At 72.0% G+C, this 21,335-nt stretch carries 20 protein-coding genes; 11 read left to right on the top strand and 9 right to left on the bottom strand.

Going from position 1 to position 21,335, the window contains the following annotated elements:
* Positions 1 to 222 precede the first annotated feature (222 nt).
* The 3 genes from galE (at position 223) to idi (ending at position 3,021) form a co-directional block, all read left to right on the top strand.
* Positions 223 to 1,206 carry a UDP-glucose 4-epimerase GalE gene (gene galE / locus ACFZAX_RS14270; RefSeq protein ID WP_390961663.1) on the top strand — a complete coding sequence of 328 codons (984 nt, stop codon included), beginning with the start codon at positions 223 to 225 and terminating at the stop codon, positions 1,204 to 1,206.
* A gap of 140 nt (positions 1,207 to 1,346) precedes the next feature.
* Positions 1,347 to 2,279, top strand: a complete 933-nt coding sequence (locus ACFZAX_RS14275; RefSeq protein ID WP_390961921.1) for a cation diffusion facilitator family transporter — start codon at positions 1,347 to 1,349, stop codon at positions 2,277 to 2,279.
* Positions 2,280 to 2,427: 148 nt separating this feature from the next.
* A complete protein-coding gene (idi, locus tag ACFZAX_RS14280; protein ID WP_390961664.1) occupies positions 2,428 to 3,021 on the top strand; it encodes an isopentenyl-diphosphate Delta-isomerase in 594 nt (197 codons plus the stop codon).
* Positions 3,022 to 3,171: 150 nt separating this feature from the next.
* On the opposite strand, the gene ACFZAX_RS14285 is transcribed toward idi, so the two are convergent.
* Together ACFZAX_RS14285 and ACFZAX_RS14290 are read right to left on the bottom strand one after the other, a co-directional pair.
* Complete coding sequence (locus ACFZAX_RS14285; protein ID WP_390961665.1) at positions 3,172 to 3,627, bottom strand: ATP-binding protein; 456 nt, start codon at positions 3,625 to 3,627, stop codon at positions 3,172 to 3,174.
* A 153-nt stretch (positions 3,628 to 3,780) separates the two neighbouring features.
* The gene (locus ACFZAX_RS14290; protein ID WP_390961666.1) at positions 3,781 to 4,407 is read right to left on the bottom strand and encodes a DUF308 domain-containing protein; all 627 of its coding nucleotides are present in this window, start codon (positions 4,405 to 4,407) and stop codon (positions 3,781 to 3,783) included.
* 103 nt (positions 4,408 to 4,510) lie between these two features.
* Between ACFZAX_RS14290 and ACFZAX_RS14295 the strand changes: the two genes are divergently transcribed.
* The 3 genes from ACFZAX_RS14295 to ACFZAX_RS14305 all read left to right on the top strand — a co-directional run bounded on the left by ACFZAX_RS14295 (position 4,511) and on the right by ACFZAX_RS14305 (position 8,822).
* The gene (locus ACFZAX_RS14295) at positions 4,511 to 5,263 is read left to right on the top strand and encodes an enoyl-CoA hydratase-related protein (RefSeq protein WP_390961667.1); all 753 of its coding nucleotides are present in this window, start codon (positions 4,511 to 4,513) and stop codon (positions 5,261 to 5,263) included.
* Positions 5,264 to 5,340: 77 nt separating this feature from the next.
* Entirely contained in the window at positions 5,341 to 6,204 is an 864-nt protein-coding gene (locus tag ACFZAX_RS14300; protein ID WP_390961668.1) for a hypothetical protein, read from the top strand.
* Between the two features lie 203 nt (positions 6,205 to 6,407).
* Positions 6,408 to 8,822, top strand: coding sequence for a helix-hairpin-helix domain-containing protein (locus ACFZAX_RS14305; RefSeq protein WP_390961670.1), 2,415 nt, complete (start codon positions 6,408 to 6,410; stop codon positions 8,820 to 8,822).
* 103 nt (positions 8,823 to 8,925) lie between these two features.
* On the opposite strand, the gene ACFZAX_RS14310 is transcribed toward ACFZAX_RS14305, so the two are convergent.
* The gene (locus ACFZAX_RS14310) at positions 8,926 to 10,563 is read right to left on the bottom strand and encodes an ATP-binding cassette domain-containing protein (RefSeq protein WP_390961672.1); all 1,638 of its coding nucleotides are present in this window, start codon (positions 10,561 to 10,563) and stop codon (positions 8,926 to 8,928) included.
* Positions 10,564 to 10,761: 198 nt separating this feature from the next.
* Here ACFZAX_RS14310 and ACFZAX_RS14315 point away from each other — a divergent pair, with 198 nt between their 5' ends.
* Positions 10,762 to 11,322 carry a hypothetical protein gene (locus ACFZAX_RS14315; protein ID WP_390961673.1) on the top strand — a complete coding sequence of 187 codons (561 nt, stop codon included), beginning with the start codon at positions 10,762 to 10,764 and terminating at the stop codon, positions 11,320 to 11,322.
* Positions 11,323 to 11,467: 145 nt separating this feature from the next.
* Positions 11,468 to 12,391, top strand: coding sequence for an FAD-dependent oxidoreductase (locus ACFZAX_RS14320; protein ID WP_390961674.1), 924 nt, complete (start codon positions 11,468 to 11,470; stop codon positions 12,389 to 12,391).
* 170 nt (positions 12,392 to 12,561) lie between these two features.
* Here ACFZAX_RS14320 and ACFZAX_RS14325 read toward each other — a convergent pair whose 3' ends face one another.
* Both ACFZAX_RS14325 and ACFZAX_RS14330 read right to left on the bottom strand, forming a co-directional pair.
* Positions 12,562 to 14,307 carry a BCCT family transporter gene (locus ACFZAX_RS14325; RefSeq protein WP_390961922.1) on the bottom strand — a complete coding sequence of 582 codons (1,746 nt, stop codon included), beginning with the start codon at positions 14,305 to 14,307 and terminating at the stop codon, positions 12,562 to 12,564.
* Positions 14,308 to 14,434: 127 nt separating this feature from the next.
* On the bottom strand, positions 14,435 to 15,316 hold the full coding sequence (locus ACFZAX_RS14330) for an oxygenase MpaB family protein (RefSeq protein ID WP_390961676.1): 882 nt from the start codon (positions 15,314 to 15,316) through the stop codon (positions 14,435 to 14,437).
* Positions 15,317 to 15,613: 297 nt separating this feature from the next.
* On the opposite strand from ACFZAX_RS14330, the gene ACFZAX_RS14335 reads away from it, so the two are divergent.
* Positions 15,614 to 16,552, top strand: coding sequence for an oxygenase MpaB family protein (locus ACFZAX_RS14335; RefSeq protein ID WP_390961677.1), 939 nt, complete (start codon positions 15,614 to 15,616; stop codon positions 16,550 to 16,552).
* Here ACFZAX_RS14335 and ACFZAX_RS14340 read toward each other — a convergent pair.
* From ACFZAX_RS14340 to ACFZAX_RS14350, 3 genes are all read right to left on the bottom strand, one after another.
* Complete coding sequence (locus tag ACFZAX_RS14340) at positions 16,539 to 17,171, bottom strand: TetR family transcriptional regulator (RefSeq protein WP_390961679.1); 633 nt, start codon at positions 17,169 to 17,171, stop codon at positions 16,539 to 16,541. The genes ACFZAX_RS14335 and ACFZAX_RS14340 overlap by 14 nt on opposite strands.
* A 146-nt stretch (positions 17,172 to 17,317) precedes the next feature.
* Positions 17,318 to 17,794, bottom strand: a complete 477-nt coding sequence (locus tag ACFZAX_RS14345) for a macro domain-containing protein (RefSeq protein ID WP_390961680.1) — start codon at positions 17,792 to 17,794, stop codon at positions 17,318 to 17,320.
* A gap of 53 nt (positions 17,795 to 17,847) precedes the next feature.
* Positions 17,848 to 18,732: a helix-turn-helix domain-containing protein gene (locus ACFZAX_RS14350; RefSeq protein WP_390961681.1), complete on the bottom strand. Its 885-nt coding sequence runs from the start codon at positions 18,730 to 18,732 to the stop codon at positions 17,848 to 17,850.
* A gap of 101 nt (positions 18,733 to 18,833) precedes the next feature.
* Here ACFZAX_RS14350 and ACFZAX_RS14355 point away from each other — a divergent pair, with 101 nt between their 5' ends.
* A complete protein-coding gene (locus ACFZAX_RS14355; protein ID WP_390961682.1) occupies positions 18,834 to 19,601 on the top strand; it encodes an SDR family NAD(P)-dependent oxidoreductase in 768 nt (255 codons plus the stop codon).
* Here ACFZAX_RS14355 and ACFZAX_RS14360 read toward each other — a convergent pair.
* On the bottom strand, positions 19,570 to 20,181 hold the full coding sequence (locus ACFZAX_RS14360) for an alpha/beta fold hydrolase (protein WP_390961683.1): 612 nt from the start codon (positions 20,179 to 20,181) through the stop codon (positions 19,570 to 19,572). The two genes, ACFZAX_RS14355 and ACFZAX_RS14360, sit on opposite strands and share 32 nt — an antisense overlap.
* A gap of 407 nt (positions 20,182 to 20,588) precedes the next feature.
* Between ACFZAX_RS14360 and ACFZAX_RS14365 the strand changes: the two genes are divergently transcribed.
* Positions 20,589 to 21,335 carry a MerR family transcriptional regulator gene (locus ACFZAX_RS14365; protein ID WP_390961684.1) on the top strand — a complete coding sequence of 249 codons (747 nt, stop codon included), beginning with the start codon at positions 20,589 to 20,591 and terminating at the stop codon, positions 21,333 to 21,335.

Genomic DNA, 21,335 nt, shown 5'->3' on the forward strand with positions numbered 1-21,335 from the left:
CGGATGAACAGAAGGTTGAGTTCACTGCCCGTTTGTGCTCCGTTCGGGCCGGTCCTGCACCCCGTTCGCTCCTTAGTGATCATCCTCCTGGATCGAGCCCCTGTGCGACAAACCGCGGTGCGGAACGGCTGCCGGGGCTGCGGGGCCGGCCACGCCCCCGGATGGGGCGGCCTGCGGCCCGGACCGGCCGGTGACGACGGGACACCCTTTAGGCTGATCGGCATGACGTGGCTGATCACAGGCGGTGCGGGGTACATCGGGGCACACGTGGCGAAGGCCATGGTCGCCTCCGGCGAGAAGGCCGTCGTGCTCGACGACCTGTCCACGGGGGTGGCCGGGCGGCTCCCGGAGGACATCGAGCTGATCCGCGGGTCGTCCGCGGACCGCGCGCTGGTGGCCCGGCTGCTGGCCGACCACGCGATCACCGGCGTGGTGCACCTCGCGGGGAAGAAGCGGGTGGACGAGTCGGTGGAGCAGCCGCTGCTCTACTACCGGGAGAACGTCGCCGGGCTCGGCGTCCTGCTGGAGGCCTGCGCGGCGGCGGGTGTGCGCTCCTTCGTCTTCTCCTCCTCGGCCGCCGTCTACGGGGTGCCCGAGGCCGAGGTGATCACCGAGGACACCCCCTGCGCGCCGATCAGCCCGTACGGCGAGACGAAGCTCGCCGGCGAATGGCTGGTACGCGCCACCGGCCACGCCCACGGGATGTCCACGGCCTGCCTGCGCTACTTCAACGTGGCGGGCGCCGCCGAACCGGCTCTCGCGGACACCGGGGCCTTCAACGTGATCCCGATGTTCTTCGACCGGCTGACGCGCGGCGAGGCGCCCCGCATCTTCGGCGCCGGGTACCCGACCCCGGACGGCACCTGCATCCGGGACTACATCCATGTCGCCGACCTCGCCGACGCGCACCTGGCGGTCGCACGCCACCTGGCGGACCGGGACACCCCGGGCGATCTGACGGTGAACATCGGACGCGGCGAGGGCGTCTCGGTGCGCGAACTCGCTTCCCTGGTGGCCGAGGTCACCGGGAACGACACGGAGCCGGTCGTCGGCCCCCCTCGTGCGGGTGACGCGGCGAAGTCGGTGGCCTCGGCGGCGCGGATCGCCGAGGAGCTCGGCTGGTCGGCCCGCAGGGGGGCGCGCGAGATGGTGGAATCGGCTTGGGAGGGCTGGCTGACGGTTCATCCGCAGGCCGGCGAGCACTGAGGGCTCTCGCACATTTATGCAGGTCAGAGCAGATGACAACGGTGTTCAACGCCGTGTTGCCCGATACCCCCCGCCCGTAGTTCACTGGGCGTCCTCGGGCGCCGCCGACCCGAGCCGTACCACCGTCTGGAGGCATGCGCATGGGGGCCGGCCACGACCACGGTCACACGCACGGCACACCCGCGACAGCGTCGGCCGCGTACCTGGGGCGGCTCAGGATCGCTCTGGGCATCACCCTCGGCGTGATGGTCATGGAGATCGTCGGCGGCGTGCTCGCCGACTCGCTCGCCCTGATCGCGGACGCCGCCCACATGGCGACCGACGGGCTGGGGCTCGGGATGGCCCTGCTCGCCATCCACTTCGCCAACCGCCCGGCGGGACCGAACCGCACCTTCGGGTTCGCCCGCGCCGAGATCCTGGCGGCGCTGGCCAACTGCCTCCTGCTGCTGGGCGTCGGCGCGTTCCTCGTCTACGAGGCGGTCGACCGCTTCATCACCCCGGCGGACACCCGCGGCGGCCTGGCCATCGCCTTCGCCTCCGTGGGCCTGGTCGCCAATCTGGTCTCGCTCACCCTCCTGATGGGCGGCCAGAAGGACAGCCTCAACGTCCGGGGCGCCTATCTGGAGGTCCTCGCCGACACCCTCGGCTCGGTCACCGTCCTCGTCGCGGCGGGCATCATCCTCGCCACCGGCTGGCAGGCGGCCGACCCGATCGCCTCCCTGGTGATCGGCCTGATGATCGTCCCCCGTACGGTGAAGCTGTTGCGCGAGACGATCAACGTACTGCTGGAGTCCGCGCCCAAGGGAGTGGACATGGCCGAGGTACGGGCCCACATCACGGACCTGCCCGGGGTGCTGGACGTCCACGACCTGCACGCCTGGACGATCACCTCGGGAATGCCGGTCCTCTCGGCCCACGTCGTCGTTCACCAGGAGATGCTGGACTCCATCGGCCACGAGAAGCTCCTCCACGACCTTCAGGGCTGCGTCGGGAACCACTTCGACGTGGAGCACTGCACCTTCCAACTGGAACCGAGCGGCCACGCCGCGCACGAGGCGAGACTCTGCCGGTGACGGCAGCAGGCCCCGCGCGTTCCACCCGGCCCGCGCGGGGAGGACATGCCCGGCCCCGAAGTACGGACAACCGGCATGTGTGGGGCAGACTTGACCGGACTCCAGGGGTCCGGACGCACGAGGCCGGGAACCAAAGCGAAGGATGAGTATGCCGACCACACCAGCCACCGCGACGCACAGCTCGTCGAACGGCTCCGCAGAAGCGATCATGCTCGAACTGGTCGACGAGAGCGGCACCACCATCGGCACCGCGGAGAAGCTCGCCGCCCACCAGGCGCCCGGCCGGCTGCACCGCGCCTTCTCGGTCTTCCTCTTCGACGAGCGGGGACGGCTGCTGCTCCAACGCCGCGCGCTCGGCAAGTACCACTCCCCCGGCGTGTGGTCCAACACCTGCTGCGGCCACCCCTACCCGGGCGAGGCCCCCTTCGCCGCCGCCGCCCGGCGCACGTACGAGGAGCTGGGCATCTCGCCGTCGCTGATGGCGGCGGCCGGGACCGTGCGCTACAACCACCCCGACCCCGCGTCGGGCCTCGTGGAGCAGGAGTTCAACCACCTGTACGTGGGTCTCGCCCAGGACGCACCGGAGCCCGACCCGGAGGAGGTCGGCGAGACGGTGTTCGTGACCGCCGCCGAGCTGGCCGAGCGGCACGCCGAGGGGCCGTTCTCCGCGTGGTTCATGACGGTCCTGGACGCGGCGCGCCCGGCGATCCGTGAGCTGACGGGTTCCTCCGCCGACTGGTGACGACCGGGGCCCTGCCGGACAGGTGGGCGGGCGGGCCCCGGTGGGGAGCCCGGGGCCTTGCCGGTACGGGTACGGCGGCCAGGGCCCCGGCGGTACGGGCCCAGGCGATACGGCGGGGCGGGCCCCGGCGGCGCGGGCGGGGCCGTGCGGTCAGAGTGGCGGTCTCAGGGGGAGTACCGCCCAGATGATCTTCCCGCCGCTCGCGGTGTGCTCCACGTCGCAGGTGCCGCCCGCCTCGGCGGTGATCTCCTTGACGAGCAGCAGCCCCCGGCCTCCCGTCTGGGCGTGGTCGGTCTCCAGCGCCGTGGGGCGGTAGGGGTGATTATCCTCGACCGACACCCTGATCCAGTCGGCGCCGATGGCGACCTCCACCGCCAGCTCGGGCGAGAGGAGGGCCGCGTGCCGGACGGCATTGGTCGCCAGCTCCGAGACGATCAGCAGCAGCCCCTGGAGGATGTCGTCCTCCACCGGTACACCTTGCCTGCCGATCAGGTCCCGCACCGCGTGCCGGGCCTGCGGAACCGATACGTCGACCGCGGGGGCGGTGAAGCGCCACACCCCTTCGTACGACACGGGACGGGCCGGAACACTCCCGCGGCTCTCCATAATCCGGCACCCGCTCTCGGTTCGCGCATCTGGGAACACTGTCTGCTGACTGACGAGTGTCGAGAACCTCGGAGCTCGGGACCGGCCACTGACAAGAAGTGGGCACCTATCGACTTCTCTTGACCGGCTGCGTATGGCGGCGTCGCATGTGGACTACTTCTGGCCACCTTCTGGGGCACTATTCGGCCTTCTCCTGCCGCCGTCCCCGTCCGCCGCCAGCTGCTCGGTGACCAGCCCGACCACCTGCCGGCCACCGACGCCGATCGCGACCAGGCCCAGTCCGTCGAAGAGCAGCGAGAGGGAGAAGAAGAGGCCGAGGACGTACCGGCTGCTGTGCGGCCAGTCGAAGAGCACCAGCAGTCCCAGCAGCAGGCCGAAGGCGCCCTGCAGCAGGGTCCAGCCGAACTGCGGGCCGCGCACCACGACCGAGCCGACCAGCCGGAACAGGCCTCCGGTGAGGAAGAGCAGGGCGGCGAACATGGTGAGCGCCTCGGCGCTGCCGTACGGGTCGTGGATCACGACCACGCCGGCCGCGATGTTGAGTGCCGCGACGACGACGGCGAGCCAGAAGAAGCTGCTGCCCCGGGACTGGACCGCGTGCGCCAGACCCACCACCCCGCCGATCAGCAGGAGCCAGCCGAAGAGCAGCATCGAGGTGAGCGTGGCCACGCCGGTGTGGATGAGACCGACGATGCCCGCGGCCACCAGCAGGATGCCGAGCACGACCAGTACGGCGAAACTACGGTTGAGTTTCCTGCGCTGGACCCGGGAATCGGCCATCGACAGCTCCTCGCGGCGCGTACGTGCTCCACCCCCGAGGGCCTGCCGGACGAAAGGCCCTGGTCGGATCATAGGAGCGAACGGTACGGATAGCATCCGGCGCATGGACCGCACCGAGCCTCAGCTGGAGCACACCGTCGCGAACGGGGTGGCGACCGTCGTCATCGGCAATCCCGCCAAGCGGAACGCCATGACGGCTCCGATGTGGCGGGAGCTGCCCGTCCTGCTGGAGCGGCTGGCGGCCGACGCCTCGGTGCGGGTGCTGGTCCTCACCGGCGCGGGCGACACCTTCTGCGCGGGGGCGGACATCTCCTCCCTCAAGGAGCCCGGACAGCTGACCTCGGAACTCACGGTGGCCGCGGAGGAGGCGCTGGCCGCCTTCCCCAGGCCGACGATCGCCGCCGTACGCGGCTACTGCGTGGGAGGAGGATGCCAGCTGGCGGCTGCCTGCGACCTCCGCTTCGCCGAGGAGGGCGCACGCTTCGGCATCACCCCGGCCAAGCTGGGGATCGTCTACTCGTCCTCCTCGACCCGCCGGCTCGTCGGGCTGGTGGGTCCCGCGACCGCGAAGTACCTCCTCTTCTCCGGGGAGCTGATCGGCACCGAGCGGGCTCTGCGCACCGGGCTGATCGACGAGGTACTGCCGCCCGCGGGGCTGGCCGGCCGGGTCGCGGAGTTCTGCGGCATTCTCGCGTCGCGGTCCCAGCTGACCCAGGCGGCGGCGAAGGAGTTCGCCACCGGCCGCACCGACCGGGACGCCCACTGGACCGCGCAGGCGCGGACGAGCGAGGACACGGCGGAAGGCGTGAGCGCCTTCCTGGAGCGACGGCCGCCGCGCTTCACCTGGACCACCTGAGCCAGGCCCGTACGCCCCGCCCCGGGAGGCGCGTACGGGATTTCCATCCATACTGACCAGTCGGTAATGTGCGGCGCATGAGTACTCTGCCGCCCCGCGCCGGCCGCCGCTGTCACAACGCCGTCAACCCGCTGCACTCGACGCTCTTCTTCTCCCCCGACCTCACCGCCGAACTCGGCGCGCTCGGGATCGACGACGCCCGGGCCGCGTACTTCGCCGCCAGGGCCGCCGCGCTCGGTGCGGTCGGGGCCGGCGCGGTGACGTCGACCTTCTACAACTTCAACCACGAGCTGGTGGCTCAGCATGTGCCGGCCGTCTGGTCGGTGGCCTCCCCCGACGCGGTGCTCGCCGCCAGGCTCCGCGCCGCCGACACCACGCTGCGCCGCCTGCTCGGCGAGGAGGTCATCGGCTCGTCCGACATGGCGGAGGCCGCCGGGCTGGCGCTGCGGGCCGCCGGGGCGTGCACCCGGCACGCCCGGCCGCTGTACGCCGCCCACGCCGATCTGCCGGTTCCCACCGAGCCGCACCTCGCCTTCTGGCACGCCGCGACGCTGCTGCGCGAGCACCGGGGCGACGGCCACCTCGCCGCGCTGCTCGCCGCGGGGCTGGACCCGGTCGAAGCGCTGGTCAGCCACACGGCGACCGGGAAGGGCATGTCCCCGCGCTGGGTCCAGGGCACCCGCGGCTGGCACCGCGAGGACTGGGACGCGGCCTCCGCCCGGCTGCGGGCGCGCGGACTGCTGGACGACGAGGGCTCCCTGACGGAGGCGGGCACCGCGCTGCGGGCGGAACTGGAGGAGACGACGGACCGGCTGGACGCGGCGCCGTACGAACACCTCGGCGCGGACGGGGTGGCGCGGCTGACCGATCTGGCGCGCGGCTTCCTGTTCACCGCCGCCTCGGCAGGCGCCTTCCCCGGCGACCTGATCGGCAAGGGCTGACCGCCGGGGGGTACCCGGCACGGTTCCGGCCCGTGGTTCGCGGAGGTCGCGCGACACGGCACCCGGCCACCCGGCACAATGCAGGCGAAGGGGACCACCCCGAATGACGGCCCGCCCCGGTACGGAGTCCCTCCGCACGGCGGGGCGGGGTCGTCAGCAGAGCCAGCAACACAGCCAGTACGAGAAGGCGAGCCGGTAACACCGTGACGACGTCCATCGAAGGCAGGATCGCCGAGGAACTCGGCGTACGTGAGCGACAGGTGGCGGCAGCCGTCGCCTTGCTCGACGGCGGGTCGACCGTCCCGTTCATCGCGCGCTACCGCAAGGAAGCGACGGAGATGCTCGACGACGCCCAGCTGCGCACGCTGGAGGAGCGGCTGCGCTATCTGCGGGAGCTGGAGGACCGCCGTTCCGCGATCCTCGAATCCGTCCGCGAGCAGGGCAAGCTCGACGAGGCGCTGGAGGCCCGTATCCGGGCGGCGGACACCAAGTCGCGTCTGGAGGACATCTACCTGCCGTTCAAGCCGAAGCGGCGGACCAAGGCGCAGATCGCCCGCGAGGCGGGTCTGGAGCCGCTCGCCGACGGGCTGCTCGGCGACCCGTCCGTCGACCCGCTCGCCGCGGCGGCGGCGTTCGTGGACCCGGAGAAGGGGGTCCCGGACGGCGCGGCCGCGCTGGAGGGCGCCCGTTCGATCCTCACCGAGCGCTTCTCCGAGGACGCCGACCTGACCGGCGAGATGCGCGAGCGGATGTGGACGCGCGGCCGGCTGGTGGCGAAGGTGCGGGCGGGCAAGGAGGAGGACGGATCGAAGTTCGCCGACTACTTCGACTTCACCGAGCCCTTCACCGCACTGCCCTCGCACCGCATTCTCGCCATGCTCCGGGGCGAGAAGGAGGACGTGCTCGACCTGGTGCTGGAGCCGGAGGAGCCTTCGGAGGAGCCGGGGCCGTCCGCGTACGAGAACATGGTCGCGCGCCGCTTCGGCGTCGCGGACCGGGGCCGGCCGGGCGACAAGTGGCTCGGGGACACGGTGCGCTGGGCCTGGCGGACCCGCATCCTGGTGCACCTCGGCATCGACCTGCGGCTCCGGCTGCGTACCTCCGCGGAGGACGAGGCGGTCCGCGTCTTCGCGTCCAACCTCCGCGATCTGCTGCTCGCCGCCCCGGCGGGCACCCGGGCGACGCTGGGGCTCGACCCCGGTTTCCGTACGGGCGTGAAGGTCGCGGTGGTCGACGCGACGGGCAAGGTGGTGGCGACCGACGTCATCCACCCGCACGTCCCGGCCAACCGGTGGGAGGAGTCGCTCACGAAGCTGGAGCGGCTCTGCCGCGCGCACTCCGTGAACCTGATCGCCATCGGCAACGGCACGGCGTCCCGCGAGACCGACAAGCTGGCGGGTGAACTCTGCGACAAGCACCCGGAGTTGAAGCTCACCAAGGTGATGGTCTCGGAGGCGGGCGCCTCGGTGTACTCGGCTTCGGCCTTCGCCTCGCAGGAACTCCCGGACATGGACGTGTCGTTGCGCGGCGCGGTGTCGATCGCTCGCCGCCTCCAGGATCCGCTGGCCGAGCTGGTGAAGATCGACCCGAAGTCGATCGGCGTCGGCCAGTACCAGCACGACCTGTCCGAGGTCAAGCTCTCGCGTTCACTGGACGCGGTGGTCGAGGACTGCGTGAACGGGGTCGGCGTGGACGTCAACACCGCGTCCGCCCCGCTGCTTTCGCGGGTTTCCGGGATCAGTTCGGGGCTGGCCGAGAACATCGTCGCGCACCGGGACACCAACGGTCCCTTCCGTTCCCGCAGGGCCCTCAAGGACGTGGCCCGGCTCGGCCCGAAGGCGTACGAGCAGTGCGCGGGCTTCCTCCGCATCCGGGGCGGGGACGATCCGCTGGACGGGTCGAGCGTGCACCCGGAGGCGTACCCGGTGGTGCGCCGGATGGTGAAGACGGCGGGCACCGAGGTCGCGTCCCTCATCGGCAACACGGAGGTGCTGCGGTCGCTGCGGGCCGACGCGTTCGTGGACGACACCTTCGGTCTGCCGACGGTGACCGACATCCTGAAGGAGCTGGAGAAGCCGGGCCGCGACCCGCGTCCGGCGTTCCGGACCGCGACTTTCAAGGAAGGCGTCGAGAAGATCGGCGACCTGGAGTGCGGGATGGTCCTGGAGGGCGTGGTCACCAACGTCGCCGCGTTCGGCGCCTTCGTCGACGTCGGCGTCCACCAGGACGGTCTGGTCCACGTGTCGGCGATGTCGAGGACCTTCGTGAAGGACCCGCGTGACGTCGTGAAGCCCGGGGACATCGTGAAGGTCAAGGTCATGGACGTCGACGTCCCGCGCAAGCGGATCTCGCTGACGCTGCGGCTGGACGACGGGACGGCGCCCGGTCAGGGCGGCGGCCGGCGCGACCGGGACGCGGCACCGGGCCAGGGCGGCCGGCCGCCGCGCCAGCGCCAGTCGGACGGTGGCGGGCGCCGGCAGAGCGGTGACCGGCGCGGCAACGGCACGGGCGGCGGTGCCCGGCCTTCGCCCGCACCCGCGCCCGCCAACAGCGCCATGGCGGACGCGCTGCGGCGCGCCGGCCTCGCCGACCCGGGCCAGGGCGGCAGGAAGCGCTGACGGCGACCCCGGACGCACGGACGGGCCGGCCCTTCGGGGTCGGCCCGTCCGTGCGCCGAGGGCTGCCCGGACCTCTCGGTCCGACCCGCCCTCGTACGGCCCGTCAGAGCTCCGTGATCCGCCCGTCCGCGACCTCGATGCGCCGGGTCGTACGGACCGCCTCCAGCATCCGCCGGTCGTGCGTGACCAGCAGGAGCGTGCCGTTGTACGAGTCGAGTGCGGACTCCAGCTGCTCGATGGCGGGCAGGTCGAGGTGGTTGGTGGGCTCGTCCAGGACCAGCAGGTTGACGCCCTTGCCCTGGAGCAGGGCGAGGGCGGCGCGGGTCCGCTCGCCGGGCGACAGCGTGGTCGCCGGGCGCATCACGTGGTCCGCGCGCAGCCCGAACTTGGCCAGCAACGTGCGCACTTCGGCGGGCTCGGTGTCCGGGACGGCGGCGCAGAAGGCCGCCAGCAGGGTCTCCTCGCCGAGGAAGAGCTTGCGCGCCTGGTCCACCTCGCCCACCACGACGCCCGAACCCAGCACGGCGGAACCGGAGTCGACTGCCAGCCGCCCCAACAGCGCGGCCAGCAGAGTGGACTTGCCGGCCCCGTTGGCTCCGGTGATGGCGACCCGGTCGGCCCAGTCGATCTGGAGCGAGACGGGCCCGAACGCGAAATCGCCCCGGACGACGCGGGCTTCGCGCAGGGTGGCGACGACTGAGCCGGAACGCGGCGCGGTGGCGATCTCCATCCGCAGCTCCCACTCCTTGCGCGGCTCGTCCACGACATCCAGGCGCTCGATCATGCGCTGGGTCTGCCGGGCTTTCGCAGCCTGCTTCTCGCTGGCCTCGCTGCGGAATTTGCGGCCCAGCTTGTCCGAGTCGGTGGCCTTGCGCCGGGCGTTCTTCACGCCCTTGTCCATCCAGCCCCGCTGCATCTGGGCGCGGCCTTCGAGGGCCGACTTCTTGTCGGCGTACTCCTCGAACTCCTCACGGGCGTGCGTCCGGGCCCTCTCCCGCTCTTCCAGGTAGGAGGCGTAGCCGCCGCCGTAGAGGTTGATCTGCTGCTGCGCGAGGTCGAGTTCGAGGACCTTGGTGACCGTACGGGTGAGGAACTCGCGGTCGTGGCTGATGACGACGGTCCCGGCACGCAGCCCGGAGACGAAGCGTTCCAGGCGCTCGAGACCGCCGAGGTCGAGGTCGTTGGTGGGCTCGTCCAGCAGGAAGATGTCGTACCGGGAAAGCAGCAGGGAGGCGAGCCCGGCACGGGCGGCCTGGCCGCCGGAGAGCGCCGTCATCGGCAGGTCGAGGCCGACGGTGAGTCCGAGGTCGGCGGCCACTTCCTCGGCCCGCTCGTCCAGGTCGGCGCCGCCGAGGTCGAGCCAGCGTTCCAGCGACTCGGAGTACGCGTCGTCGGCGCCGGGCGCGCCGTCCACCAGGGCCTGGGTCGCGGCGTCCATGGTGGCCTGGGCGTCGGCGACACCGGTACGGCGGGCGAGGAACGCGCGGACGGTCTCCCCGGGGCGCCGGTCGGGCTCCTGCGGGAGGTGGCCGACGGTGGCGGAGGGGGGCGAGAGCCGCAGCTCCCCCTCCTCGGGCCGGTCGAGCCCGGCGAGCAGCCGGAGCAGGGAGGATTTTCCGGCCCCGTTGACTCCGACGAGACCGATCACGTCCCCGGGGGCGACGACGAGGTCGAGCCCGGCGAAGAGTGTGCGGTCGCCGTGTCCGGCGGCGAGGTCCTTGGCGACGAGAGTGGCAGTCATCAGGGTGTCGATCCTAAGCGTTCCCGGCGGCCCGCCCGTCAATGGCCAGGACCGTGGGCCGGGGAGGCCGTCCGTGGCGGGAGCGGGTGCGGGGGGCGGAGGAGGCCTGCCGCCCGGCACCGGAACGTGACCGGCCGTCGCGTGGCCCGAGGAGCGGAACTCATGAGCTCCGCCGGGCCGACGGGAGAGAATCGGCCGATGACGACATCGAGAAGACCGGGGTACCGGGCGCTGCCGCTGGTGGCGTCGGTCCTGCTGGCGGCGGGGTGCGGGACGTCGCGGGCCGGGGACACGGCCGGGGCGAGTCCGCACTCGTCCCCGACGCCGAGCGCACAGGCGGACTTCCTCTGCCCCGGCGAAGACCCCGAGCCGACGGCTCCGGCGGCCACCACCCCGTCCGCGACCGCCGCGCCGGCCGACCACTACGCCGAGAACCACGGCTTCAGGGTCCCTCTCCCGCTCCACGGCCAGAACCGCTGCGACGGGCTCGCGGCCACCGGGCGGGTCGAGAGCGCACTCGAACCGCTGCGCGAGCGCGGGGACTTCGACCCGCAGCATGTCCAGAAGGCCCTCGACGGACTCGGCTACCGCGCGGGGAACGCGTATCGGAACGGCCCGACGGAAGTCGGCTTCCTCATCGTCCTCGACGCCTCCCCCTGGTGCGTGGAGGGAACGATGAGCCGCGACTCCGTCACGGCGGACGCCTTCGGCGGCTACCCCGACGGCTCCGACTGCGAGCCCCCGGAGGGCGGTCACTGACAGCGGCGTCGCGGATCGGGGCCGTCACGGATCGGGACCACGTCTGCGGCCATGGTCCGCCGGACACTGTCCTGGACGCCGGGCCCTCGGTTAGCTTCCGGAGTGACAGGTGCGGGTGCGTGACGGGAGCGACAGGGGTGGCGGTATGCCGGACGTGATCGTGGTGGGCGGCGGGGTCAGCGGGCTGACCACGGCGGTGGTGCTCGCGGATCGGGGCCACCGGGTGCGGGTCTGGTCGCGGGACGCGGCAGGGGACACCACCTCGGCGGTGGCGGGTGCCCTGTGGTGGCCGTACCGGATCGAGCCGGCGCGGTCGGTGGGTGACTGGGCCCTGGAGACGCTCGCCGTCCACGAGGAGCTGGCGGAGGATCCGGAGGAGACCGGGGTGAGGATGGTGGCCGGGATTCATCTGGGCGAGCGCCTGGCCGCGCTGGACCCGTGGGCGGCACGGCTGCGGGGCGCGGTGGAGGTGGCGGAGGGGCTGCGGGTGACGCTGCCGCTGATCAGCATGCCCGACCACCTGGCCTGGCTGGAGCGGCGGCTGCTGACGGCCGGCGGCACCGTCGAGCGGCGCACGGTGAGCGGGTTCGCGGAGGCCGCCGCCGAGGCATCCGTGGTGGTCGACTGCGCGGGGCTGGGAGCGGGGGCGCTGGCCTCGGACGGCGGGATGCGTCCGGTGCGGGGCCAGCTCGTCCTGGTGGAGAACCCGGGGATCACCGAGTGGTGCGCGGCCCCCGATCCCGCGACGGGCTGGACGACGTACGTGTTCCCGCAGCCGTACGGGCTGGTGCTGGGCGGCACGGCGCAGGACGACGACTGGTCCACGGAGCCGGACCCCCGCATCGCCGCCGGCATCGTGGCGCGGTGCGCGCGGATCCGGCCCGAGATCGCGGGAGCCCGGGTCCTCGGACACCGGGTGGGGCTGCGCCCGGCGCGGGACGCGGGGGTGCGGATCGAGGCGGAGGACCTGCCCGGCGGCGGCCGGGTGGTCCACAACTACGGGCACGGGGGCGCGGGGGTCACGGTCGCGTGGGGCTGCGCACGGGAGGCGGCACTGCTGGTGGGGTAAAGAGCCGGGCGCGGTGGCGGTACGCGCGGTACAGGGAGCCCGGTGCCGCGCCCCCGTAGTGCCCGCACCGCCGCGCCCCGTACCGCCCGCACCGCCGCGCGACGTGCCCCGCACCGCCGCGCCCCGTACCGCCCGCACCGCCGCGCGACGTGCCCCGCACCGCCCCCGGTTCACTCCCCCGTCGGCGGGCCCGCGGGCCCCGGGTCCTCGTGCCGGTGCCGGTGGTCCTCGGTGATCTCGCTCCCGGGGCCGATCCGGATCTCGAAGTCGCCGTCGTACTTCGCATGCCCCTGGAGGACCGCGCTCTCGACCGCCTCGACGCCGAACTCCTGGCGGACGATGAGCGGGTCCTGGCGCAGGTCCCGCATGAGGGAGACGCACATGCCGACCATCACGATGGTGAAGGGCGCCGCGACCAGGATGGTGAGGTTCTGGAGTCCTGCCAGCGCGTCGCCCTCGCCGTCACCGATGAGCAGCATGACGGCGGCCACCGCACCGGTGACGACGCCCCAGAACACGACGACCCACTTGCCCGGCTCCAGGACGCCCTTCTGCGAGAGCGTGCCCATGACGATCGAGGCGGCGTCCGCGCCGGAGACGAAGAAGATCCCGACGAGGACCATCACCAGGACGCTCATCAGGGTGGCGACGGGAAACTGCTGGAGGACTCCGAAGAGCTGCGCCTCCGGGGTTTCGGCTCCACCGAGCTTGCCCGCCTCCTTGAGCCGGATCGCGGAGCCGCCGAAGATCGCGAACCAGACCAGGCTGACGGTGCTCGGTACGAGGATGACCCCGCCGATGAACTGCCTGATGGTGCGGCCCCGGCTGATTCGGGCGATGAACATGCCGACGAAGGGCGTCCAGGAGATCCACCACGCCCAGTAGAAGACCGTCCAGGAGCGCAGCCAGTCGGCGACCTCGCCCTCGCCGGTGGCCTCGGTGCGTCCGGCGAGCTGGGGCAGTTCGCGGACGTACTCGGCGATGGAGGTGGGCAGCAGGTCGAGCACGATGATCGTGGGGCCGGCGACGAACACGAAGACGGCGAGGATCAGGGCGAGCACCATGTTGATGTTGGAGAGCCACTGGATGCCCTTCTCCACCCCGGAGACGGCCGAGGCGACGAACGCCACGGTCAGCACGGCGATGATGGCGACGAGCAGGCCGGTCCCCGTCTTCTCCCGCCAGTTCAGTTCGTGGAAACCGCTGCCGATCTGGAGCGCGCCGAGACCGAGGGAGGCGGCCGAGCCGAAGAGGGTCGCGAAGATCGCGAGGATGTCGATGATCCTGCCGAAGCCGCCCCGGGAGCGGCGTTCCCCGATGAGCGGCTCGAAGACGGCGCTGATCGTCTGCCGGCGGCGCCTGCGGTAGGTGCTGTACGCGATGGAGAGCCCGACGACGGCGTAGATCGCCCAGGGGTGGAGCGTCCAGTGGAAGAGCGTGGTGGCCATCGCGGTCTGCATCGCCTCCGCCTGGTCGGCTGGGCGGGTTCCCGGGGGCGGGTCGGTGAAGTGGGCCAGCGGCTCGCTCACCCCGTAGAACATCAGGCCGATGCCCATGCCGGCGCTGAACATCATCGCGACCCAGGAGACGGTCCGGAACTCCGGCTCCTCCCCCTCCTGGCCGAGCCGGATCCTTCCGTAGCGGCTGATCGCCAGCCACAGCGCGAAGACCACGAAGCCGGACGCGGCGAGCATGAAGGCCCAGCCGCCGTTGTGGATGAGCCCTTCGAGCAGATCGTCGGAGACGCTCTCCAGCGAGTCGGTGGCGACCGAGCCCCAGAGCACGAAGGCGAGCGTGAGGACGGCGGTGACGCCGAAGACCACCCGGTCGGTGACGGGTCTCTGCCCGTGACGTGGGTCTTCGGGCAGGTCCGCCGTGACGGGCGGGCCGTCCGGCTTCGGGTCGTCCTGCGGCAGGTGGGGCACCTGGGCACCTTTCGGGAGTCCGGAGATCACTCCTTGTAGGCAGTACCACACGGGGCGCGAGCGGTGCGGGACCCACGAGCGCCTGCGGCCCGACCGGTCCGGGGACTCTCCGCCCGGCTCAGATCCGCCGCGACCCGGACCCCGCGCGGGCGGCGCGGCGTGCCTCGCGCGCCAGGGGCAGGTACCGCATCCGCTCGGGAAGGACCGGCACCACGCGGCGCACGACGGCGCCGAAGCGCCGCAGCCGCCTCTCCTGCGCGGGGGTCCATTCCAGGCCGATCGCGGCGCGGGCGTCAGGCGGCATCAGGCCGACCGTGAGGAAGGCGCGGAACCGGGCGAGCGGCGGCAGGACCACCGGCCACAGCACGCGTGCGACCAGCCGCAGGGGCAGCGGCCCCCGGTCGGGAGGCGGTACGGGCCGGTCGGTGGCGACCAGCTCCTCGACGACCGCGTTGCACTCCACCTCCTCGGCGAGCACCTTGCGGTAATAGGGCCAGAACTCCTCGATCGTCCGGGGCATGTCCCGGTCGTGGATGCCGAGGACCCGGCCGACCTGGAGCCACTCCCGGTACAGGGCGCGCTCCTGGGCGTCGGTGAGCGGGCGTACGAGGTAGCGCGAGGCGTGCTGGTAGACCGGAAAGCCGGTGGCGTGCACCCAGGCGTAGTTCGCCGGGGTGAGGGCGTGGTAACTGCGCCCCCGGGAGTCGGTTCCCCGGATGGTGCGGTGCAGGGCGCGCAGCCGGCGCCCTTCCGCCGCACCTTCCTCACCTCCGTACACCCAGAGCTGGAGGGAGCGCAGGGACCGTTCGCCGCGCCCCCACGGGTCGGTGCGGAAGACCGAGTGCTCGTCGACGCCGGCACCCACGGCGGGGTGGGCGACCTGGAGCGTGAGGGCGGCGGGCAGCATCAGCAGGCCCCGGACGTCGCCGGCGAGGCTCCACAGCACACCGCCCGGCGGGGGCGGTACGGGGTCCGTCAGCCCGGTTCCCTGGCTGCTCATACGGATACTCCCGGCGGTCGGCGGACGGGCGGACACCACCTGAAGGCTGTCCCGCGCCTGTACGCCCTCCAGTATGCGAGTGCGCCGGCGGTGCTGCGCCGGCGGCCCCGGCGCTGATTCGTCGCGGCCCGTTGACGCCCCGATGAAACAAGTCAATAGTATTTGTAACATTGACTCCGAGCGCCTATTCCACAGACAACCGCCTTGCACCGAACGCGAGTTGACCGGGCGGTTACGGGAGACACGGGCGCGGGGTCGGCACGATGAGCCGCACACATCCGCAGGAAGGTGCACATCATGGGCCGATACAGCCGCCTGAGGACGATCCGCCGGATGGACCCGGTACGGGACTGCGCCGAGATCCTCCGGCTGATGTCCCAGTACGAGTTCCCGTGGGACTACCGGCAGGGCGTGAGCGTCGCGTTCCTCCGCGACTTCGGTGTCCCGCGCATCTCCGTGCTGCTGGACCGCACCCAGGAGTTCGAGCGGAACGGGCAGAAGCGCTACGACGACACGGTGCTGATCGGCTACGAAATGGCGGCCGACGGCTTCGACTCGGAACGCGGACGGGCCGCCGCCCGCCATCTCAACCGCATCCACGGCCGCTATCGCATCGCCAACGAGGACTACCTCTACGTCCTTGCCACCACGGTCGTCGGCCCCAAACGCTGGATCGACCGGTTCGGCTGGCGCCCGCTGTGCCGGCAGGAGGTGCAGGCACTCGCCGAAGCCGGCCGGTCCATGGGCCGGATGATGGGCATCGAGTCGGTCCCCGCCACCTACGCGGAGTTCGAGGAGCTGCTCGACGCGTACGAGGCGGAGATGTTCGCCCCGGCCCCGGCGAACCGCCGGGTCGCCACCGCCACGTTACGCACGATGGCCGGCTGGTACCCGTCCCCGCTGCGCCCGCTGGTCGCCCGGTTCGCCCTGGCCCTGCTGGACGAACCGCTGCTGCGGGCCCTGGGGTTCACTCCGCAGCCCCGCTGGCTGCGGACCGTGGCGGTACGGGCGGTGCGGGCCCGTTCGTACGGCGTACGGCTGCTGCCCGCCCGGCCCGAATGGCTGCCGTCCAGACCCCGGCCACGCAGCTACCCCTTCGGCTACCGGCTCGACGACCTGGGGCCGCACTGGGCGCAGAACCGCCCGGTCGAGCCGCTGCCCGACGAGGCGCCGGGGGCGGCGGATCGCCCCGCGGCGACACCACTCGGGGGGCCGGAGGCGCTCACGCGGCGGTGAGAAGGGGCACGAGGCAGCGGCGGGCGAAGGCCGCCACCTGCTCGTCGTCGTCGAGCTCGAAGCAGCTCAGCGGGTTGAGGAGGAAGGAGACGGTGATGCGCACCATCACCTCGGCGACCGGCGCCGAGTCCGTCTCCGGCCGGCCCTCCAGCTGCTGCGCCTGATGGAGGCGGTCGGTCAGGAAGTCGCGCATGGCGAGGAACGCGGGACCGCTGTCCACCGTGAGGAAGGGCAGCATGACCTCCGGCTCCAGCTTCAGCAGACCGCCGATGAGCGGGTGTTCGCGGACGTGCCGGAGCACCGCCACGAACCCGGCGACCAACCGCTCCTCCACCGACGGCAGCGCGGCCACCGCTTGGTCCACCTCGCCCACGAACCGGCGGTACTCGCGCAGCAGACAGGCGGAGACCAGCGCTTCCTTGTTGCCGACGCGCCGGTAGACGGTGACCCGGGAGACCTTGGCCCGCCGGGCCACGTCGTCGACGGTGGAGCGGCGCAGCCCGAAGGTCATGAACTGCTCACGGGCCGCGTCGAGGATCTGCTCGCTCACGGCGTCGTAGGGCGGGGCCTCTACGAGCGCCTTCGCCATCAGCGCTTCGTCGTCGGCCGGTACCGTCATGAGCTCTCCCCCGTGTCGCTGCCACCCGCTGCCACCTTAACCGGCGCTGTTACAAGGAGACATGGCCCGTCACTCCGTATCCATTCCCTCCGTGCGAGCCCGGCCGAGCCCCACCGGTGCCACGGCGCACGCGAACCGCCGCTCGCTCACCCGAAGTCGTACACCGTCACCGGAACGTCGCGGCTCACCAGCCGCTGCACTATGAGCGGTTCGATCCGGGACCACGTGCCGCCCGCGAGCCCGCAGCCGATCCTCGGCATGTGGACGGACGCGCCCAGCTCGACGGCGCGCGCGGCCACCGTCTCCAGGCCCGCATCGATCGCTTCGTACCGGACGGGCACGCCGGCGCTCCCCCTGCGTATCCCCCGCTGGCCCACCAGGTTGGCCACCCACACGAACGCGCTCACCTGCACGAACTGGACGGCGCCGAGGCCGAAGTCGTTCCCCGCGCGTTCGCGGTGCCAGCGGCGGTAGGCGGCCTCGGGCTCCGGCCAGCGGCGGGAGAGGGCCAGCACGAAGCCCTTGCCCCAGCCGCCCAGGTCGTTGCAGACGTGCACGATCAGCTTGACGCCCTTGGCCTGCGGTGCGGTGGCGTCGCCCTTGAGGTACGTGATCCCCGACATGTCACCCACCGTAGGGGCGGCCACTGACAAGCGCCCCGGGCCGCGTCCGCGCTTCAGCCCTCGTGCCTCGCCGGTGCCTGTGCGGAGTCCTGGCGTTCCGTCGGCGGGAAGCGGTTCAGGCCCAGTGCGGCGAGCAGCCGGAGTTTCTCGTACCCCTCGGTCCGCGGCGGGGCGGTGAGCACGAGAAGCGTCTGGGACTGGTCTTCGGTGAACAGCGCCTGGCAGTCCAGTTCGATCGCGCCGACTTCGGGGTGGATGAGCGTTTTGTGGTCTTCGAATCTCCGGGCGACCTCGTGGCGCGCCCACACCTCGGCGAACTCCGCGCTTTCCTTCTCCAGGGCCCTGACGAGCCGGCCCGCCTGCGACTGGGGGCCGCGCAGTCCGTGGGCGGCGCGGAGGTTCGCGACCTGGGCGCGGCTCTGCCTCTCCCGGTCGGCCTCCGGGTACACCGAACGCTCCGCGGGATCGGTGAACCAGCGGTAGATCCCGCTGCGGGCAAGGCCCGTGTGGCGGGACGCGTCCCCGAACAGGGCGACGGCCATCGCGTTCTGCACCAGCGTCTCGCCGAGGTCGGTGAGGACGAGTGCCGGAGTGTCGTGCAGCCGGTCGAGCACCCGCAGCAGAGCGGGAGCGACGTGCGGCGAGGCCGACAGCGACAGCGGCGCGTTGTGTCCCGCGATCCGGTGGAGGTAGTCGCGTTCGTCGGTGGTGAGCCGCAGGGCCCGGGCGAGCGAGGCCAGCATGTGCGCGCTGGGCTGGGGTCCGCGCTGCTGTTCGAGACGCGTGTAGTAGTCGGTCGACATCACGGCGAGCGATGCCACCTCCTCACGCCGCAGGCCCTGAGTACGCCGACGGGTGCCTGGGGGAAGCGCGACATCCTCCGGCCGGAGCGCCTCGCGGCGGCGGCGGAGGAAGTCGGCCAGTGCTGCACGGTCCATGGTGCCCAGTGTCGTCCGGTGCCGTCGGCGGAGCCAGGGATCGCTGGTCCCCCGACGAGCGGTCTCTGCACCCGCCGCGGCGGATCGACGACCATCGGTCCATGGACATCTCCGGAAACACCATCTTCGTCCCCGGCTCCACCAGCGGCATCGGGCTCGCGCTCGCCCTGGAGCTGAAGGCCAGGGGGAACACCGTCATCGTCGGCGGCCGGCGTGCCGAGCTGCTGGAGAGGATCGCGGCCGAGCACCCCGGCATCGACACGGTACGGATCGACACCGCGGACGCGGCGAGCATCGCCTCCGCCGCGAAGCAGGTCCTGGCCGATCACCCGGATCTCAACGTCCTCGTGACCATGGCCGGTGTCATGAAGGTCGAGGACTGGCACGATCCTGCGGCGTTCCTCGCCTCCGCCGAGTCCACGGTGACGACGAACCTGCTCGGGCCCATCCGCCTCATCGCCGCCTTCGTCGAGCATCTCCAGGCGCGGCCGGACGCCACGATCATGACGGTCTCCTCCGGCCTGGCGTTCACTCCCCTGAAGGTCACGCCGAGCTACAACGCGACGAAGGCCGCCATCCACATGCTCAGTGAGTCCATCCGGCTGCAGCTCGCCGACACCTCGGTGCGGATCGTGGAGCTCGAACCGCCGGCCGTGCGGACCGCACTGCTGCCCGGGCAGGAGGACGACGAGCACGCCATGCCCCTGGACGAGTACGTCGCGGAGGTCGTCGGCCTGATCGAGGCGCAGCCCGACGCCAAGGAGATCCAGGTCGAGCGTGTGAAGTTCCTGCGTTACGGCGAGGCCCGCGGCGACTACGACCAGGTCGTCGAGGCGCTCAACGGTCCCGCCGCTCCGCCGGAGCAGTAGGCCAGGATTCCCTCTCCCGCCAGGACCGGGTGGTGCGGATCATCTGGAAGAACTCCCGGACGTCCCCGGCGAGTAGCTCCGGCACCTCCATCGCGGCGAAGTGGCCGCCGCGCTCGAACTCCGACCAGTGTCTGATGTCGTACAGCCGCTCGGCCAGCGGTCGCACCGACTGCGTGATGTCGTGCGCGAACACCGCTACCCCCACCGGCACCGGGCACGGCTCGATGCGCCGCGGAGCATCGCGGTGGAGCCGCGCCGAGGAAGCCGCGGTGGCGGTCAGCCAGTACAGCGAGACATCGGTGAGCATCCGCTCGTCACTGATCCGCGAGCGAGGGTCCGTCCACTGCGCGAAGCGCTCGGCGATCCAGGCCAGCTGGCCGACCGGCGAGTCGGTCAGTGCGTAGCCGATGGTCTGCGGGGTGGTGGCCTGCAGGGCCTGGTAAGGCGGACGATTCGCCATCAGGTGCCGGATCTTGTCCAGCCGCGCTTCATCCGTTTCGGACAGTTCGATGCCGGCGTCCGGGACCGGCCGGGTCGGCAGGTAGTTGACGTGCACTCCGACGACCTGCTCGGGTGCCACCGCGCCGAGCGCCGTCGAGATGCCCGAGCCGAAGTCGCCACCCTGCGCGCCATAGCGCTCGGCACGTTCATCCGTGCACGGCCGTGCCCATCCAGCCGTACGCCGACAACCACCGGCGTCCGAGCCCGGACGTGAGCGGTTTCTGGGCCGTTCGTCTCAGGAGCCCCGCGTGCTCGGTACCGACCGCGCCCCCGGTCAGGTCCGAAAGCCCCCCGAGGAGCACGTGCCCGGTGGCCGTGAAGGCCCTGTCCACTGGCGTGCGGGGCGGTCGCGAACAAGGGGCCGGGCCCCGTTTCGCTGCCGGTGAGGGTTTCACCACAGTGGTGAGACAGCAATACTGTTGCACGCGATCGCCGCACCGGGCGATCGGCACCGATCCGGCCGTCTCAGGGCATCGAGGAGCAGACATGGCGACCGCGCCCGAGGAGCCGACGCTCACCGTCGACGAGTTGGCGGCCCGCGCCGGGGTGACCGTGCGCACCGTGCGTTTCTACGGCACGCGGGGGCTGTTGCCGCCTCCGGTGATCGGTCCGCGCCGGGTCGGGCACTACGGTCACGGCCATCTGTCCCGGCTGGCGCTGATCGAGGAACTCCAGCGCCAGGGCATGACGCTGGCCGCGATAGAACGGTATCTGGAGCAGTTGCCGGCGGATCTCAGCGCCCACGGTCTGGCGATCCACCGGGCGCTGGTGGCGTCCTGGGCGCCGGACGTGGTCGAGGAGATGACCCGGGCGGAGCTGGAGCGGCGGGCGGGCCGGCCGCTCACCGGCGAGGATCTCGGCCGGCTGGCGGCGATGGGGGTACTGCTGGACGGGCCCGAAGAGGAGTCCGCGTCGCCCGAGGGGGTCCACCGGGTCGATCCGGGGCTGCTCCGGCTCGGGGTGGAGCTTCTGGACGTGCCGATCGCACACGAGACGATCCTCCGGGCGCGTACGGTCCTGATGGAGCACACCCGGTCGGCCGCCGCCGAGCTGACCCGGCTCTTCCGGGACGAGGTGTGGAGCCCGTACCGGGAGCGGGAGGCGGACCCGGAGCACGTGGCCGCGATGAGGTCGCTCTCGGCGCACATGCAGCCGCTGGTGATGCAGGCTCTGGTGACCGCGTTCCAGCGGTCGCTGACGGCCGAGCTGCGCGCCGCGTTCCAGGAGCCCTGA

The organism is Streptomyces sp. NPDC008125, from assembly GCF_042957125.1.
In the GTDB taxonomy this organism is placed as follows: Bacteria; Actinomycetota; Actinomycetes; order Streptomycetales; family Streptomycetaceae; genus Streptomyces.